Annotated in this window: 20 protein-coding genes; 11 read left to right on the forward strand and 9 right to left on the reverse strand. The window is 39.9% G+C overall.

What is annotated here, in order from left to right; genetic code table 11:
• Positions 1–173 precede the first annotated feature (173 nt).
• From ompR to FTT76_RS04315, 5 genes are all read left to right on the forward strand, one after another.
• Positions 174–938 (forward strand): two-component system response regulator OmpR, encoded by a 765-nt coding sequence (gene ompR, locus FTT76_RS04295; RefSeq protein WP_078189809.1) that lies wholly within the window; start codon positions 174–176, stop codon positions 936–938.
• Positions 939–1,223: 285 nt separating this feature from the next.
• Positions 1,224–2,684, forward strand: a complete 1,461-nt coding sequence (locus FTT76_RS04300) for an ATP-binding protein (protein WP_111885830.1) — start codon at positions 1,224–1,226, stop codon at positions 2,682–2,684.
• 206 nt (positions 2,685–2,890) lie between these two features.
• Entirely contained in the window at positions 2,891–4,408 is a 1,518-nt protein-coding gene (locus FTT76_RS04305; protein ID WP_180007250.1) for an acetyl-CoA hydrolase/transferase family protein, read from the forward strand.
• A gap of 128 nt (positions 4,409–4,536) precedes the next feature.
• Positions 4,537–4,956, forward strand: coding sequence for a GNAT family acetyltransferase (locus FTT76_RS04310; protein ID WP_180007058.1), 420 nt, complete (start codon positions 4,537–4,539; stop codon positions 4,954–4,956).
• A 148-nt stretch (positions 4,957–5,104) separates the two neighbouring features.
• On the forward strand, positions 5,105–5,791 hold the full coding sequence (locus tag FTT76_RS04315; protein ID WP_111885832.1) for a DsbA family protein: 687 nt from the start codon (positions 5,105–5,107) through the stop codon (positions 5,789–5,791).
• A gap of 76 nt (positions 5,792–5,867) precedes the next feature.
• Here the strand turns inward: FTT76_RS04315 and FTT76_RS04320 are convergent, their stop codons facing one another.
• The gene (locus tag FTT76_RS04320) at positions 5,868–6,068 is read right to left on the reverse strand and encodes a dodecin family protein (protein ID WP_067761311.1); all 201 of its coding nucleotides are present in this window, start codon (positions 6,066–6,068) and stop codon (positions 5,868–5,870) included.
• 237 nt (positions 6,069–6,305) lie between these two features.
• On the opposite strand from FTT76_RS04320, the gene FTT76_RS04325 reads away from it, so the two are divergent.
• The 5 genes from FTT76_RS04325 to FTT76_RS04345 all read left to right on the forward strand — a co-directional run bounded on the left by FTT76_RS04325 (position 6,306) and on the right by FTT76_RS04345 (position 10,225).
• Entirely contained in the window at positions 6,306–6,554 is a 249-nt protein-coding gene (locus FTT76_RS04325; protein WP_218946142.1) for a glycine zipper domain-containing protein, read from the forward strand.
• Positions 6,555–6,786: 232 nt separating this feature from the next.
• Entirely contained in the window at positions 6,787–6,975 is a 189-nt protein-coding gene (locus FTT76_RS04330; RefSeq protein ID WP_111885834.1) for a hypothetical protein, read from the forward strand.
• A gap of 351 nt (positions 6,976–7,326) precedes the next feature.
• Positions 7,327–7,506 carry a hypothetical protein gene (locus tag FTT76_RS04335; protein ID WP_078189814.1) on the forward strand — a complete coding sequence of 60 codons (180 nt, stop codon included), beginning with the start codon at positions 7,327–7,329 and terminating at the stop codon, positions 7,504–7,506.
• 11 nt (positions 7,507–7,517) lie between these two features.
• Positions 7,518–8,966, forward strand: coding sequence for a hypothetical protein (locus FTT76_RS04340; protein WP_180026786.1), 1,449 nt, complete (start codon positions 7,518–7,520; stop codon positions 8,964–8,966).
• Positions 8,967–9,115: 149 nt separating this feature from the next.
• Positions 9,116–10,225 carry a hypothetical protein gene (locus FTT76_RS04345; protein WP_373685433.1) on the forward strand — a complete coding sequence of 370 codons (1,110 nt, stop codon included), beginning with the start codon at positions 9,116–9,118 and terminating at the stop codon, positions 10,223–10,225.
• A gap of 68 nt (positions 10,226–10,293) precedes the next feature.
• Here the strand turns inward: FTT76_RS04345 and FTT76_RS04350 are convergent, their stop codons facing one another.
• The 6 genes from FTT76_RS04350 to FTT76_RS04375 form a co-directional block, all read right to left on the reverse strand.
• A complete protein-coding gene (locus tag FTT76_RS04350) occupies positions 10,294–10,569 on the reverse strand; it encodes a hypothetical protein (RefSeq protein WP_180160424.1) in 276 nt (91 codons plus the stop codon).
• Between the two features lie 153 nt (positions 10,570–10,722).
• Entirely contained in the window at positions 10,723–12,642 is a 1,920-nt protein-coding gene (htpG, locus tag FTT76_RS04355) for a molecular chaperone HtpG (protein WP_180190088.1), read from the reverse strand.
• 117 nt (positions 12,643–12,759) lie between these two features.
• Complete coding sequence (locus FTT76_RS04360; RefSeq protein ID WP_078189819.1) at positions 12,760–13,107, reverse strand: lysozyme inhibitor LprI family protein; 348 nt, start codon at positions 13,105–13,107, stop codon at positions 12,760–12,762.
• Between the two features lie 156 nt (positions 13,108–13,263).
• Entirely contained in the window at positions 13,264–13,875 is a 612-nt protein-coding gene (locus FTT76_RS04365; RefSeq protein ID WP_111885838.1) for an OmpW family protein, read from the reverse strand.
• A 306-nt stretch (positions 13,876–14,181) separates the two neighbouring features.
• Entirely contained in the window at positions 14,182–15,549 is a 1,368-nt protein-coding gene (locus tag FTT76_RS04370) for a Na+/H+ antiporter family protein (RefSeq protein ID WP_111885839.1), read from the reverse strand.
• Between the two features lie 96 nt (positions 15,550–15,645).
• The gene (locus FTT76_RS04375; protein WP_180190089.1) at positions 15,646–16,521 is read right to left on the reverse strand and encodes an alpha/beta fold hydrolase; all 876 of its coding nucleotides are present in this window, start codon (positions 16,519–16,521) and stop codon (positions 15,646–15,648) included.
• Positions 16,522–16,650: 129 nt separating this feature from the next.
• On the opposite strand from FTT76_RS04375, the gene FTT76_RS04380 reads away from it, so the two are divergent.
• On the forward strand, positions 16,651–17,133 hold the full coding sequence (locus FTT76_RS04380; RefSeq protein ID WP_180054258.1) for a DUF4442 domain-containing protein: 483 nt from the start codon (positions 16,651–16,653) through the stop codon (positions 17,131–17,133).
• 50 nt (positions 17,134–17,183) lie between these two features.
• Here FTT76_RS04380 and FTT76_RS04385 read toward each other — a convergent pair whose 3' ends face one another.
• On the reverse strand, positions 17,184–17,540 hold the full coding sequence (locus FTT76_RS04385; RefSeq protein WP_078192840.1) for a DNA transfer protein p32: 357 nt from the start codon (positions 17,538–17,540) through the stop codon (positions 17,184–17,186).
• 129 nt (positions 17,541–17,669) lie between these two features.
• Positions 17,670–18,212: a hypothetical protein gene (locus FTT76_RS04390; RefSeq protein ID WP_180048778.1), complete on the reverse strand. Its 543-nt coding sequence runs from the start codon at positions 18,210–18,212 to the stop codon at positions 17,670–17,672.
• Between the last annotated feature and the right edge of the window lie 73 nt (positions 18,213–18,285).

The raw sequence follows: 18,285 nt of genomic DNA on the forward strand, positions 1-18,285 counted from the left end.
AGACTTAGATAAGCAAACTGATTCGAACAACATGTATACATTTGGTATCTATGTCTTGATTTTAACTGCAATATTTGTTGCTTTAGAGCATAGTAAATTTATATAAATGAATCGTATACTCAAGTGAAATCGACTTTTTGTTTACGATGACAATAAAGAATAAGGAGCACGTCATGAGTTTAGTTGTACCTGCTGAAAAAACAGATGCCGTACAAGCCGAAACCGACCGAGTCGAACGCATTCTGGTTGTCGATGATGATGTGCGTCTACGCACCCTCTTACAACGCTTCCTAGAAGATAAAGGTTTTGTGGTCAAAACCGCACATGATGCGACTCAGATGGATCGTCTGTTGCAGCGGGAACTCTTTTCCCTGATTGTGCTCGACTTTATGTTACCTGTTGAAGATGGCTTGAGTATTTGTCGCCGTCTGCGCCAATCTAGCATCGATACCCCAATCATTATGCTGACCGCTCGTGGTAGTGATTCAGACCGTATTGCTGGACTTGAAGCCGGTGCAGATGACTATTTACCAAAACCATTCAACCCGAATGAGCTTTTGGCACGTATTCGTGCCGTATTACGTCGTCAAGTGCGTGAAGTTCCGGGCGCACCAAGCCAACAAATGGAAGTGGTGTCTTTTGGTCCGTGGTCACTCGACCTGTCTACTCGTACATTAACCCGTGAAGGTCAAGTCGTCACATTAACAACGGGTGAATTTGCCGTACTTAAAGCATTAGTTCAACATCCTCGTGAACCACTGACACGCGACAAGTTAATGAATCTTGCTCGTGGTCGTGAATGGGGTGCTATGGAGCGTTCAATTGACGTTCAGGTTTCTCGCCTGCGTCGTTTGGTTGAAGAAAACCCAGCACGTGCACGCTATATCCAAACCGTTTGGGGCGTGGGTTATGTCTTTGTTCCAGATGGTGCTGAATAATCCAAATAAATAGTAATAAAAAATTCCGCCGTTCATTAGGCGGAGTCTTTTCATTGAACATTAAATTTATCCAATAACCTGCGGTTCGCCTTACTTTTGTTTCGGCAAAAGTAAGCAAAACCATTGTCATACGCAAAACTCGTCTCATTTCTGCTTCATATCAGAATCATCGCAGAAACATAATCTATTCCATGCTTCCTGCCTCGAACAGTTGCGTATGACCTGAACGCGTATCCAACAGGGTTAATTGATCTCACACTCTAAAATTTACTCTAGGGATATAGCGTGAAACTCGAACCCATCGACCCACAGGAATTTACCGACTACGTTACCTACTCCGAAAAAAAACGGACACCTTGGGAACGCTTCCTCGATAAAATCAAACCCCGCTCTGCAGCCATGCGGACCACCGTATTGGTCTTATTTGTGGTGTTTTTTAGCCTGTTTATGTCCTTATGGTTCTTTTGGCGCACACTCTATTTACCCGAAATTCAACAACATGCTCGTTACCTCGCGGTCGAGCTTGAAATCATTAACAATCCTGATTTACGGATTTTTCATAACAATGCCGAAGTGGATGTCGACGACTGGATGCGCAACCGTGTCGGGATCGAATATGTGACCGATCCGAAAGAATTCCCCAATGTCAAAGACAAAGTCATTGCAGAGTTCTTTACCAATCAAATTGAAAAGAAACTGGCCAAAGAAATGCGCATTGATAATGCGACCGTGTATTTCCAATTTAAACCTGACCCACGCATCTGGATTCAAACTCCAGAAATGAATGGCAACTGGGTTCGCGAGCCTTTAAAAACCTATGCCAACTATAGCGCAGAGCTGATTTTAGGCTGGTTATTGGGTATTCCGCTGATTGCTGGCATCATTATCTTAACCTTGGTTCGTCAGCTCAACCGTCCACTAAAACGTTTACAAGATGCGGCAAACAACTATAGTAAACACGGCACTGCACCTTATTTAGAAACCAACCATGGGCCACAAGAAATCCGTGAAGTAAACCAAGCCTTTAACCACATGGTCTACACGCTGGAACAAACTGAACGTGATCGCCGCATCATGTTGGCCGGTATTTCCCACGATTTGCGTACTCCGCTGACCCGTATTCGACTCAGCGCAGAAATGATGCCTGATGATGACTTCCTAAAAGAAGGTCTGATTTACGATGTTGAAGATATGGATGCAATTCTGAATCAGTTCATTTCGTATATGCGAGATGGCTCTGATGAGGTTCCGCAAGATACTGATTTAAATGCGCTATTGCAGGAATTAGTGATTCAATTTAAACCTTTAGATATTCGCTTTGAACCTCAAGACTTACCGATTATTCAAGCACGTAGCCTGTCCTTAAAACGATTAATAGGGAACTTAATCAATAACTCAAAACGCTATGGTGCCGAGCCGATTGAACTGTCTACCGAATATGAAGGTGACCATATTCAAATTCGCGTTGCCGATAATGGCGAAGGGATTCCTGAAGACCAAATTGAAGACCTGATGCAACCTTTTGTACGTGGTAATGATGCACGTACCATTCAAGGCAGTGGACTCGGTTTAGCCATTGTAAAACGTATTGTGGATATTCACGAAGGTCAACTTTCAATTCACAATCGAGCAGAAGGTGGACTCGAAGCGATCATTTCTTTACCACTGCAAAAACTCGAAAATGATGAAATATTAAACAACAGCCCATTGGAAAAAATTAAGCAAAGTTTAACTGAACGCTTTTAACAAGCGTTCAAAAAAGCAACGAACAGTTTTGTTTAAGCTTTAACCATTGATATTTTTAACTTTATTATTCAGTAGTTTAAAAAACATAATAAAATCTTATACCCACATTTTTTCAAAAAATTAGACCTTAGCCTAACAGGTATGCAAAATGGCTTTTTTGATCGGTACAATCCGTATCAGTTTTGAGAATTTCACGAGAGTATATGATGTCTTTAGATCGCATCCGTTTAGCTGCCCTTCACGACAAAGTTATCAGCGCAGAAAAAGCTGCTGAATTCATTCAGGATGGTATGACGGTAGGTATGAGTGGTTTCACACGCGCAGGTGAAGCGAAAGCTGTACCTTTAGCGTTGGTTCAACAGGCTCATGCTAATCCTCTTAAAATTACCCTAATTACTGGCGCGAGCTTGGGTAACGATTTGGACAAAAAATTGACTGAAGCAGGTGTTCTTGCTCGTCGTTTACCGTTCCAAGTAGACAATACATTACGTAAAGCCATCAACAAAGGCGAAGTGATGTTCATCGATCAGCATTTGTCTGAAACAGTTGAACAAATGCGTAACCTTCAGCTTAAAAAGCCTGATGTGGCAATTATTGAAGCTGTTGCGATCACTGAAGATGGTGGCATCATCCCTACAACTTCTGTAGGTAACTCTGCAAGCTTCGCAATTTTTGCTGAAAAAGTGATTGTTGAAATCAACACCAACTTAAGCCCAGCATTCGAAGGCTTACACGATATTTATATCCCAACGTATCGTCCAACACGTCAAGCGATTCCATTGACTCAAGTTGACGAACGTATTGGTACACATGCAATCAACATCGATCCTTCAAAAATCGTAGGTATCGTATTTAACAACGAATTGCATGACTCTCCATCTACAGTGACTGCACCTGATGATGAAACTCAAGGTATTGCAAACCACCTGATCGCTTTCTTTGAAAAAGAAGTAGAAGAAGGTCGTTTACCGAAAAACCTTGGTCCATTACAAGCAGGTATCGGTTCAATTGCAAACGCAGTATTGACTGGTCTTAAAGATTCAAACTTTGAAGACTTGATCATGTACTCTGAAGTACTTCAAGACTGTACATTTGAATTGATCGACGCAGGCAAAATGAAATTTGCTTCAGGTTCTTCTATTACGCTTTCTGCTAAATATGGCGAAAAAGTATTTAATAACCTTGAACAATACAAAGACAAACTTGTATTACGTCCACAAGAAATTTCGAACCATCCAGAACTTGTACGTCGTTTAGGTATCATCGGTATCAACACTGCGCTTGAGTTTGATATCTACGGTAACGTGAACTCAACTCACGTTTGCGGTACAAAAATGATGAACGGTATCGGTGGTTCAGGTGACTTCGCACGTAATGCACACTTGGCGATCTTCGTGACTAAATCAATTGCAAAAGGCGGCGACATTTCTTCTGTTGTTCCATTTGCTTCTCACATTGACCATGCTGAACACGACGTTGACATCTTAGTTACTGAACAAGGTCTTGCTGACTTACGTGGTCTTGCTCCACGTGAACGTGCTCGTGCAGTAATCGACAACTGTGCTCACCCTATGTACCGTGATGCGCTAAATGATTACTTCGACCGTGCATGTGCGAAAGGTGGTCAAACACCTCACCTTCTACGTGAAGCATTGTCTTGGCACATCAACTTCGAAGAGAACGGCCACATGTTAGCTGCTCAACCAGAAGTTAAAACTGCTTAATTGACAGTGAAATAAGAAAACGCTCTTCGGAGCGTTTTTTTTATGGCTTTTATTTTTCAATATGACTTATCAAGTCTGCAAAACTCGACTAATCTAAATTGGTCAAAATACATGCTAAAACAAAAATTATGTTTATTATCCGCCCCTATCTCGAATCTGATTTAGATGATGTAATTGCACTTTGGGAACTGTGTGATCTGACCCGTCCATGGAATAACCCTGAAATTGATATTTTTCGAAAACTAGCGCAACGTGATCAATTATTTTTATTGGCTATCAAAGATGATCAATTGATCGCAACTGTGATGGGGGGCTATGATGGACATCGAGGCTGGGTCAATTATCTTGCTGTACATCCACATTTTCAGCGTAATGGCGTTGCCACTGCCCTCATTCAACAATTAGAAAAACGCTTAATTGCTTTAGGTTGCCCAAAACTTCAATTACTGATTCGCCAAGACAACATTGACGTACAAAATTTTTATGAACAATTGGGCTATGAAGAGGTTGAAGTGATTTGTTTGGGTAAACGTTTAATCACGGATTAATAGTCCGACAAATCTTCGGTCAATCCTTGAAGCAACATAAAAAAAATTCGACATTGCACCATCGAAACAAAAATGGATTGCATTGCTTGGCTTTAAATTTTAGGATTTGCCCCCATCATTTTCCCAGAACATAGAAAAGAGATTTCCCATGCGTGTAGATATCTGGTCAGACGTGGTTTGCCCATTTTGTTATATTGCGAAAAAACGCCTTGAAGCTGCTGCCGAAGAATCGGGTGTAGAACTTGAAGTGTTTTGGCATAGCTATCAACTTGATGCAGATGCGCCCGCTCGCCTAGAAATTTCTAATACTGAACGTCTAGCTCAAAAATATGGCCGCAGTATTGAAGAAGTAGAGGAAATGCAGCGCAATATTGCCGAAATGGCAAAAGCTGAAGGTATTGAATTTAACTGGCAAAAAGCCAATTCAGGCAATACTTTCAACGCGCACCGCTTGATTCATCTTGCACAAAGCAAAGGTCTCGGCAGTGAAGCCAAAGAAGCTTTCTTCTATAGCTATATGACGCAAGGCTTGGCCATTGGTGAACGTGAAACCTTAGAAGATGTTGCATCTCGTATTGGTCTAAACCCTGTTGAAGTCGATGACTTATTAGACTCAGATGAATTTGCTGATTTCGTCAAATACGACGAAGAAGTAGCACGCGATCAACTTAAAGTTACGGGTGTACCGTTCTTTGTATTTGAGCAACGCATTGCTTTAGCAGGCGCTCAACCGAAAGATGTATTTAAAAAAGTGATGGACAAAGCTGCGGAACTCCCTGAGCTTGCTCCTACACCTGTCTGTAATGATGAAAGCTGTGAAACACCTGAAAAATAATTCAGCGCGTTCAATCAAAAATCCCCGAACTTCGGGGATTTTTTATGATCAGTTTTTAACATCAATAAAATGAAACTTATTCCACCAAGAAGCTGATTTTTAAGTTCACTCGATATTCCGCAATTTTATTGTCTTTCACCACAACTTTTTGTTCATTAATCCATGCACCCTGAACGTTCTTTACGGTTTCAGTGACTTTATTAATTCCCGTTTGGATGGCATCTTCAAAACTTTTTGTGCTACTTGCATTTACTTCAACGACTTTAGCAACAGACATTGTATTTATCCTCATTGTTATGATTTTGAATCTTCATCATATGATTAAGTCACTTATTTTGGTTATTTTTTAAACATCAAAACAGCAAAATATTACATGTCTTACACAGGAGTGAATTCCACTTCGAGGGATTACAAACTGACCATCATTTATTACATGCTTTCTGTTTAAGCCAAGGCCACTACCGATTAGGCTAAAAGCTTCATTCTTCAAACGATCATGCTCGGGAGTAATGTCATGACTATTGAACCTCAAGCAACTTCTGCTGAAACCGAACTATCTACCAATACAACCCCTCAAACAACCACCAACGAGTCCCAAACAGGGAAGAATAGCTTTCTCTCACGTTTTTCTCCGACCGTCAAAGGTGCTGCGATCGGAGCTGTTGCAGGCAGTATATTACCTGTTTTTGGTACGATTAGTGGTGCCATTATTGGTGGTATCGCAGGCAAAGTCTATGAAAAGAAATGTGCCAAACATTCATAGATTTTTCATCTATATCTGAGTGATACGCCGCTGTCACTCAGCCACTAAAAACTCTAGAGCAATAACTCTAATAGACTGTTTTATATGAATATTAAATCCTACCATTTATCTTGTGTTGCCGAATCGATCATTTTTAATTGATTATTTTTTGATATTATTTTCACATAAATTCAAGTGATTAATTTTCTCCCTGACTCAATTTTTGAGTTACTAATGATTGATAGGAATACACATGAACGCAATCAAATATGCTATGGCTGTTGCTGTGATGGCGCTTTCTGCAACTGTTTCTGCACAAATCGTTTACGTACCTGATTTTCCAGTAAAAAAAGCTGTAACTGCTGAAACTGCCAATGCAGAGAGCCAAGCTCCAGCTGCTGATACAACTGAAGTTATCACAAACACAGAAAAAAAAGCTTAATTTTTAGCTGATTTTTCCATAAAAAAACCGATGGCTCCCACCATCGGTTTTTTATTTTATGTGCCTTTACTTTGGGCTTTATTCTTTACTTAACATTAAAAATGAACATCTAAAAGCGCTCAATCGCTGATGATGACTTCAAAAAAATTGATCCAACTATGCCGCGATAAAATTTGCAAAGCGTATCTTTAAGCTGATGATTTGGTATTATTTTTAAACAAAATGCGCATTAATTGTCATATTCAACACTTAATTTGTAGAAGCTGACATTTATTTCCATGTTTTTTTTAATGAAATCTCTATAATCAAATGAACTAATCGACTTCTTTATTTTTAAATTTACATTGTCCTATGCAAGAACTTCAGGCACTGATACAAGGAAAAATTTCACCGCAGGTCATCGATATTGAACGCCTGATTGAATTGGCCAATACATATCGAAACCCGAATTCGGCTGAATATAAATTAGTAGAACTTGCAACCAATATTGTATTGGCTAAATATTTAGAAAAAGCACAAAAAGTCCTTTAGGAAGCGGACAAATGAATTTACAAGAGAAAGTACAATTAATAAAAGAAATCCATGTACTGACCCATCAACTTGAACATCGTGCTTTAAGTTTTTATGAAACGGCGCTTTCTAAACGTCGGATTCATGAAATTTTTGCCTTATGCGATGAACCAATTTTTCAAAAGCAAATATTAAGTTATCGCGCATTAACTAAGCCACAAATGGCTGCAACTGAATTTTCCAAACAAACGCCATATTCATGGTTATTTCGTGGCTATTTTAACCATGATGCTGCACTTGAAAATGCTTTATATCAATATCCAGAGATGGGTTGGGCCTTGCTGCATGACCATGAATTAGGTTGGCAAGTGTGGATGATTCCAGCCAAACAGCGCACGGCTTTACTCAGTGAATGGGGCAATTTTAGCGAATGCTATGATTGGTTAATTGAACAACAACAGCTATATAAATGTTTAATCAGTGATACCGATCTACGTCTACATGCCTTACGCCTAAAGGATGAAATCATCTCAGCGCCAAGCTGTGTTGCAGCAAGTGTGGACGACCTACTGCCAATTGAAGCGATAAATAAAGACGGATCTGTTGATCTAGATCATTGCGATAAGCAAATCAATAAAGCGGATACGTTGCTTGATAACTCAAATACAAATAAACCGGAGCTTTCTGCACCTGATACCGTTCCTCTTGTTCTAATTGAGCAGCCAACACATGCGCCATCGGAGGAACATCTCAACTCGACAATGGCAGGCGTTGAATTTCCTGAACAGGTTCAAATCGCTCAATATACCGCTCGCGTTCAAACGCTGCAAAACATCGATGCGCAATTGGCCTTGTATGAATTGCAGTTTATAGATCAGCCTGAACTCACAACGCAACTTGATGTTCTATTACATACAACAGATGGTACAGATTGGAAAAACCAGCCACTGTATTTAGCAGAGCAAATCAATACCGAAGGTCGCTTCATCAAATATCTCTTGTTGTTTGGTGCGCAAACGCAGATGGAAGCCATTCGACTCTCTCAGCTGTTTTGCCAACAACATCAACATGAACTTGCCGCGATTAAAGTCATATCATGGGACAGTCTAGAGCAACTCTGTGCTGCACCTGATCAGCTCTATCAACAGTCTCAGCATGCTGAAATGATTTGGTCGCAAAACGACTATTATCCATTTATCCCGGTACAGTTAGTTCATACGCAAAAATTCATTCATTTTGATGAACCTGAACCGACGCTACATACCCCGCTGTTATTATTACAAGAACGTCAAAAAATACGTTTAATCCACGGTCAAAAACGCATGGCACTCTTGCGTACTGAACAAGCCCTTCCCTATTTGATCCTCCATCGACAGCAAGGTTTAAATTGGCAAAGCATCCAAAATGTGATCCAACAATTGGCTCAACCCATTGATGTGATTTCGCTTTATCAAGCACTTAAGCAAATGACCGAAGATTAATTGCATTTATTTTGTAGTTTGGCTTGCATTTATCCGACAAAAATAACAAAACTACAGATGCAGGATACTCAGATGATAATTAAATAGAGCCAAAACATATGCATAAAAAACAACAGTACTTTATTCGGACTTTGCTTTTTTCCGCATCAATGAGCTTGATGTATCAAGTTGCTTGGGCCAATGAAACTGATGCTGTCGTCAATGAAACTGAGGGTGAACATTCGCAGGATGTGCCTGAAACTGACCAAAATTCATCGTATATCACGCCAAAGACCTATGATTTTTTAGATCAAATTCCACGTTGGATTGATGCAACACCGACCTTCTTACCTGAACAATCAGATCACCCCATTGTTCCGACAACAGAACAAACGGAAAATAATAGCTGGACCGATCGACAACAGAAGAAAGTCCGAAATTGGGCAGATCGAACGGCCGTTCGCATGGATAATTGGTTTGGGCAAAGTGAGCCTGATAAACCAGCCAATGCTACCCTTAGGGTGATTTTAGACAACAGTTGGAATAAGCACGATGAATACGAAATTAAGCCACGTATTCGCGGTAAAATTAAGCTTCCCACTTTAGAAAAAAAATTGAGTGTGGTCTTTGGTGATGACTCACTTGATAATGAATTAGAAAATAATGCTGCAATTACCAATGAAAACCCTGCGGGGCATAGTGATAAAAATTATGACAATAAGCAAACCCGTGAAGATAACAGTTCACTGGCTTTACGTTGGTCAGAAATTTCAGATCGACTGCCCTTCGAAACTGACGTTGATCTCGGTTTACGTTCTGGTGATGACCTATATGTCCGCTTAAAAGCAGCTAAAAAATGGCAACTCGACAATGACTTTCGTTTTTTAGCAGAACAGATTTATCGCTATGGCATCGACAGTGAAAATTATCTAAGAACCAATTTAGAATTAACCCATGCCCGCCCAGGCCAATCCTTTATCTCGAACCAATTCAACCTGACCTATGCCGATACGCAGGATGATGATTTGAAATGGGATAACTTCAGTTTTCGCCAACACCAATTTTTTAAAGGCAACCGCTTCAGCTATGGCCTATATACAGGTGGTTTTTACAATAACGATCAACTGCGTTTAAACAGTTGGGGGCCATCTGTGTCATGGCGCCAACCCTTCCTGCGCGAATGGTTTTATATCCAAGGCGATCTCAATTACCACAATAACCATCGTGATGATAAAAGCCACTTTTTGGGCGCTTTAGTGCGTCTTGAAGCCCTGTTTTAAAACATCTTTAAACACAGCATATAAAAAAGCCCATCTCAACAGGATGGGCTTTTTTAAATAACTCAGGTTCAGTTTTTCTTAATCACACTCACACGATCATTACGTGCAATACGCGACTGCTTTTCAGCGACTTTTTTCACTTTAGGAAAGCTGTACTGAGCACGATCATTTCGTATCACACGGCGGCTATCGACAAAAGGGTTGATATCGTATTGTGCGATCTGCTTTGAAACCTGCACTCGGTCATTACGCACCATTTTTTGCGTAGCGCTATCTGCCTGAGCAGATTGCATGAGGCCCATAGAGAGCAGCGAACCCATTACAGCGATCACTAAAATTTTCATCTTACAATTCCCAATATTCAATGATCGCTATTATAGATTAATTATTTATTTTTAATTTATTTTAAAGATTAAAACATGGACGTTTTTATTTATGCCCTCTATCGAAAAACCAAATAAAAAAACCTCCCGAAGGAGGTTCATTTCATATCACGGTTACTTCAGCAATAAGCTGTTAATCCGTTTGATATATTGGGCTGGATCTTCGGGTAAACCACCTTCAGCAATCAACGCCTGATCAAAAATAACATTCGCCAAATCATCAAACTGCGCCGAGCTTTCTAATTTTTGCACCAAAGGATGGGATGGATTGATTTCCAAGACTGGTTTTGACTCTGGAACCGCTTGTCCTGCTTGTTTTAGCATGCGAACCAACTGAGGTGATAACTCACCTTCAGCCACCACCAAACATGCAGGAGAATCAACTAAGCGTGTGGTTACGCGAACCTCTGAAGTTTTATCTTTGAGCGATGCTGACAATTTTTCAACCACCGGTTTAAATTGTTCCGCTGCGGCTTCAAGTGCTTTTTTCTCTTCAGCATCTTGCAAGTCACCTAAATCAACCGCACCTTTAGCGACGTTTTGCAATGGTGTGCCATCAAATTCAAATACAAATTCCATCGCCCACTCATCTACACGTTCAGTCATGAGCAACACATCGATGCCTTTTTTCTTGAACAATTCAAGTTGCGGAGAGTTTTTCGCTGCATTCAAACTATCAGCCGTAACATAATAAATGGCTTTTTGGCCTTCTTTCATATTGGCTTTATAGTCCGCCAATGACGTCACGACTTCATCGTTGCTGGCAGTAGCAAAACGTAATAATTTTAAAATACGCTCTCGGTTTGCCATATCTTCGCCCAGTCCTTCTTTCAAGACTGAACCAAATTCTGCATAGAAGGTTTTAAATTTTTCTTGATCTGCAGCATCTTCCGATTTTGCCAAAGCATCAAGTACGGTCAAAATACGACGGGCGTTACCTTCGCGAATCGTTTTCACGTCGCGGCTTTCTTGCAATAATTCACGGCTCACATTCAGCGGCAAGTCTGCGCTATCCACCACACCTTGAACAAAACGTAAATAATTTGGAATCAAATTATCCGCATCATCCATGATAAATACACGTTTCACATACAGCTTAATTCCTGCTTTAGCTTCACGTGTGAAAATATTGCTTGGTGCGCGAGATGGAATATAAAGTAACTGTGTATATTCCGTACTTCCCTCTACACGGTTGTGTGTCCACGCAAGCGGGGCTTCAAAATCATGGCTCAGGTTTTTATAAAACTCAGTATATTGTTCTTCACTGATCTCATTTTTATTACGCGTCCATAATGCACTTGCTGAGTTAATCGCTTCCCATTCATCCGTCAGTACATATTGACCAGGTTTTGCTTCTTCGCCTTCGGCAGCTTCCTCTTGTTGCCAAACTTCTTTCTGCATCTCAATTGGTAAACTAATATGATCAGAGTATTTATTAATAATCTGCTTAACTTTGTAACGATCTAAATAATCTAAAGCATCCTCGCGTAAATGCAAAATGATGTCGGTTCCACGTGAAGCCTTATCAATTGGCTCTACATCAAACTCACCTGTACCATTACTAACCCAACGTACCCCTTCAGCGGCATTTACCCCAGCACGACGTGATTCCACTGTAATTTTTTCAGCAACAATAAAACCTGAATAGAAGCCCACACCAAATTGACCAATCAATTGTGCATCTGACTTTTGATCACCCGTAAGCTTCGACATAAAATCTTTAGTGCCAGACTTAGCAATCGTACCCAAATGATCAATCGCTTCTTGTTGTGTCATACCAATACCATTATCCGAAATGGTAATTGTCTTCTGCTCTTTATTTAAATGAATACGCACATGTAAATCTGGATCATTTTCATAATATTCAGGATGGTTAATGCCTTCAAAACGTAATTTATCGCAGGCATCAGATGCGTTTGATACCAACTCACGAAGGAAAATTTCAGGATTTGAATATAAAGAATGTGTTACTAAATGCAGTAACTGAGCCACTTCCGCTTGGAAGCTGTGTTTTTGAGATTGTTGTTCGCTCATCAGTCTCTCCGTTCATACTGAGTAAAATTATCAATTGCCTATATGAATGGAGGGACTTCACTATTTTTCAATAGTGTGAATGGAAAATTTTTATTCTGTCGCACTAAATTTTAAGGTTTAAAAAGGTCCTTGTTTATAAACGCGGTCCATGTAGAGATCCAGTTTTTGCTGCCGCATTTTATATACATCACTTAAACAACTGACATTGTCACGGCACTGATCGCGTAGTTGTAGCCATTTTATTTGTTGATCTTGAATTGCACCACGTGTCCCCATGGGAACCAAATGACGAATAATCGTATAGGTTGTTGCCATTTTGACATCGGCATCATTAATACTACGGTTATCACAAACCGCATGTTCGGTAATGGTTTTCGCCTTTTTACAATCAAAACTTGCGGCATAACTTGTCGAAATAAAATAAGCACTGCCCAAGACCAGCATACCCTGAATAATTTTTTTCATCGTCTTTTCTCTTCATCCAACTTGCTGATTTATCTCGACTCTAACACTTCTACCTAAATTTTCTATTGCCTATTTGTTCAATTCGATCAACTGATGAATGGAGTATGCTGCATAAAAAACCCTGCCATTAGGCAGGGTTTTAAGATCAGCTACAGCTTAGAATTTGTAGCTATAACCAATTGTATACACCATAGGATCGATATCTAAATCAAAAGTTTCGACAACTGTTTGAACTTCAGGCTGGATTTGAGCATAACGTGCATCAAAGAATACGCCCCAGTTTTTTGCATCAGCTGGCTGGTAGTTAAAACCGACTTGACCTGCAAAACCATAAGACTCTTTCACTTTAACCTTTGTGCCTTCTAGCACACCTGAACCATCTTCATCCCAAGCAACAAATGCTGTACCACCCACACCAATGTAAGGTGTAAAGCCAGTTGAATTTTTAAAGTTATATTTCGCAGTAATTGTTGGTGGAAGATGTTTCAATTTAACACCAGCAACTTTTGAACCCGCAGCTGTTACATCCACATCATGACTAATTGGTGTAGCTAATAGTAATTCAGCTGAAATGTTGTCATTAAAGAAATATTCTACAGACGGTGTAAATGCAAACTCATGATCTGCTTTTACATTTAAAGCACCATTAGCAATATCAGTATCTGCAGTTGGAGCAATTACAGAAGCACCAACTTTAACCTGCCATTGACCAGCCATCGCTGAAGCAGACATACCCAATAATGCAATAAGAGCAGCTTGTTTTAACATTTTAAAGCAACCTTCTAGAATGAATAATTAATATTAAACATTAGTATTAAAATTATGCAACATTATTATTTTATAAATTTTTACATTATTATATAAGTCATTATTAATTATATATATTTATTTTAATCATAGTGCAATGCTTGGTTTTATATTTTCACCGTTATAATTAATTTATTATTCATAATATACCAACCTTTTTAATCAGAATTAATAAAATGAATTATTTTAATCCAACCAAAATCCTCAGGATTAAATAACAAAAAAGGCGATTATATAATCGCCTTTTTATTTATCTTTGAAAATTTTTTAGAGTACCATTGCGGCAATCCAACCAAAGATCATTAATGGAATATTGTAGTGAATGAAGGTCGGGACCACACTGTCTTTCATGTGGTCATGCTGACCATCCATATTAAGGCCTGATGTTGGGCCTAAAGTTGAGTCTGATGCCGGAGAACCTGCATCTCCTAAAGCTGCTGCTGTACCAATAATGGCAATCGTTGCCGCTGGGCTAAAACCAAATTGAATACAAAGTGGTACATAAATAATGGCCAAAATTGGGATTGTTGAGAATGAAGAACCAATACCTAAGGTAACTAATAACCCAATTAATAACATCCAAAATGCCGCTAAACCTTGGCTGTTTCCAATCCATTCAACTGAAGCTTGTACCAGTGTTGGTACTTGATTCGTAGCCTCAATCACAGATGCAAAGCCTTGCGCAGAAATCATAATGAAACCCACAAGTGCCATCATGCGCATACCACTGATAATGACATCGTCGGCTTCTTTCCACTTAAAGATACCTGCACAGCTTAAGATCGCAACACCAACGAGACCCGCCAAAATCATCGACTCAGATATGACTTGAACAGAAAGCGTAGCAACCACTGCAACCGCAGCCATAATCAAAGTAAATTTAGCGACTTGTGGTTTACCATTTTCATCTGCTTTTACATCAGAGGAGATGGTGTGCTGTGATTCCTTAACCTGAACGTCAGCATACTCTCGTGGTTTACGGTAGCTATAAAAAACAGCAATTAATAAGCCAACAAACATCCCAAATACTGGAATTGCCATAGCAGTTGGAATTTGATCATAGCTGATGTTGAAACCGTATGGCTTACCAAAGGTATTGATGTTTTGACCTAAAATATCATTAAGGAAAATAGCACCAAAACCAAAAGGTACCAGCATATAAGTCGCCACAAGACCAAAAGTCAGAACACAAGCAATCAAACGACGGTCAAGTTTTAAATGATTAAATACGCTGAGTAATGGTGGAATTAATACTGGAATAAACGCAATGTGCACTGGAATCACGTTTTGTGAACATACGGCGGCTAAAGCGATAGTAGCGAAAATTACGTATTTCACGCGATTCTGGGCTTTCACATTACTGTTACCTTTGAGTTTAGTAATGAGTTGATAAGCCAGTAAATCTGGCAAACCTGAACGCGCAAGTGCCAAAGCAAATGCCCCCAACACGCCATAAGCAAGTGCGATTTGAGCACCGTTGCCTAAGCCACTATTAAACGCTTCGATGGTGCCATGAATACCAAGGCCAGCTAACAAGCCACCTGTTACTGCACCAATGATCAGTGCAAATACAACAGGCACGCGTGCCAGCGACAGTCCAAACATGACTGTAATTGCGGCAAGAATAGCAAACATAAGAAAAAAGGGAGTCTGACAAAAAACCGTATTTTATCAGAATTTGCTCGCTATTTAGCCCCCTATCGATGAAACTGACACTGTTGAAAGATTTACTTAAAGCTGCTGTGATTGCGCAAATTGAGCGATGTAACCTGCAATTTTTTCGGGTTGGCTTAGCACAGCCCAATGATTGGCATTGACTTCAACCACCGATAAATCTTCAACCCAATTAGTTAATTCTTTAATGTAATCTGGACTGACAAAATTATCATGTTTCAACACAATCGCTTGTACAGGACAGACCGCATGACGTTGTCTAGGCTGAGTTAAGCGGGGAATAAAATTAGCACGGTAAAGCGCAATACCGTGTTTACCATCATGCTGAATATTATGATTCAAAGGCAATTCTTGAGTACGTTCTAAATCATTCACAATTTTTCCCCAACGTTCAGCATTCAAAAAATGCCACGCGGTCGGTGCCAAAAATGGTAATTGGAATACCCCGATGTACCATGACTTACTTAATAATTTGAGTAATTTTTTCTGCTGATGCTTAAAGCTATTTCTGAGCAAAAATGCCGCATGATCCAAACATGGCCCAGAAATAGTTGAATAAGACAAAATACGTGAGCGAAATTTTGGCTCAGTCACCGATTCCCAAGATTGGATAGAGCCCCAATCATGCGCGGCCAAATGAAAACTACGTTCGCCTAATACCGCTTGCGTTACACTATCCAAATCAAGTGAAAGTTGTTCTAAACGGTAATCTCGTACTTTACGGGGCACAGATGACTGCCCTGCACCTCGCACGTCATAGGTCACAATATAAAATTCAGAACCAAGATGCTCAATAACCGGTTCCCATACTTCCTGATTATCAGGATAACCATGAACCAAAACCAATGCGGGCTTGGTTTCATCACCCCATGTCTTCACATAGAGCCGTTGTTGATCTGTGGTATTCACCCATTGCGTATTTAGTGGTTGCATTCTTCTTGTCCTTTTTACCGATTCCATCGAATTGACGTTTTATTTGTGAACATGGGCAATGTGATCAATGCCACAGTTTTGAAACTCATTTAGTATGCAAAGTTCAGCATAAAAAAAAATTGACCCAGTATGAGCATAATCCAGAAAATAATGACAATGCCTATTGTCTCTAAATTCTTACTCAATCATTATGCCCCTTATAAAGGTGCTGGCATTTCGATTGATAAAATTGATCTCGCCAATTATCACATTCGCGTCAAAATGCCATTAACTCGAAAAAATCAAAATATTGTCGGTGTACATTTTGGCGGTAGTCTATATTCAATGGTTGACCCATTTTATATGTTGATTTTGATGCATCACCTTGGCTCACGTTATATCGTGTGGGACAAAGCGGCAAATATCCAATTTTTATCCCCTGGGCGTGGAACGGTATACGCTGACATCCAGCTCGACCCAAATGAAATCAATCATATTAAAAACTTAGCAGATAACCACGCACCTGTTTTACGGAACTATAGCTTAAATATTTTTGATGAAGCAGGCTTACGTATCGCTGAAATTCAAAAAACGCTATACATTCGTCGCAAACAACCCCGTCCACGCAAATAAAAAAGGCGCTTATCTTTAAGCGCCTTTTCATTCAAATTTATCGGATTAGATTAGCGATTTTGCTCAATTGCAGCACCTGCACCACCACCGATTGCACCACCAATCGCAGCACCGGTGTTACCACCAAAGATACTTTTGCCGACTGCAGAACCAATCGCACCACCTACACCACTATATGTAGCATTTCGGTTTGAACCGTTTTGAGTTTTACTACCGACAGCTGCACCAGCACCACCACCAACGGCTGCACCTACACCACCACCGACATTATTACCCACACCACCACCTATGGCACCACCTAAAGCTGCAGCACCAATACGTTGTTCATTGGGCGACATGCTTTCACAACCAGCAAGCATTAGGGTCGACATCATCGCGACTGCACATACGCTCATTACTTTTTTCATTGTGATGTTCCTTGTCTTCTTCAATACCTATGATTCTAAAACCATTGTATGAAACAATTAAACATAGCTTGTTACGGCTTGGAGCATAAATGCTGCATTTTGTAAAAACCACGCCTAATCGCTTACGAATTACTCAGGGTTTTCATCCAAAATCATCAAATCTTTTGTGGTTTCACCATTTTCAGTCAGCACAGCATGAGAGAGTTTGGCTTTGCTTTCTGGATCTGTTGCCTGATCTAGTTTTAGCGTGCGTTTAATCGGTTCCTGCCCTTTCTTAAACTCTACACCCTCTGCATCAATATTGGTGTTTTGACGAATAATCTGACCGTCCTGCTTCACCGTAGTCTTGGTTTCAATTTTAGAAGTCGGGATGATGACACCACCACGTTGTACTACTGGAATCGATAATTTCTTTTCAGAAAAATCACTTTGGTGATCTGAAAGTTCAATTTCACGTGCCACGATATCCTGACCTTTATTGGTCATTTCTAACACTGTTGCAGTTACTTGGCGTACAGGTTCTTGACCTGCAACACGGCGAATCACTTCTGTTTTTAGTACTGGAACTACAGCTTTATCTTCTACCACAATCGAATTGGGCATAGGTGCAGCAATCGCTGTCAATGAGCTGAATAATGCAGAAACTGCGAATAATTGCTGTGCGAATTTCATCAAAAGACCCCGTTATGTTTAAGTTTAAAAATCAAGAGATTTGTTATGTTCTATTTTTACTATAGGAAATAAA

Source organism: Acinetobacter sp. YH01009 (assembly GCF_013420765.1).
GTDB classification, from domain to species: Bacteria; Pseudomonadota; Gammaproteobacteria; order Pseudomonadales; family Moraxellaceae; genus Acinetobacter; species Acinetobacter amyesii.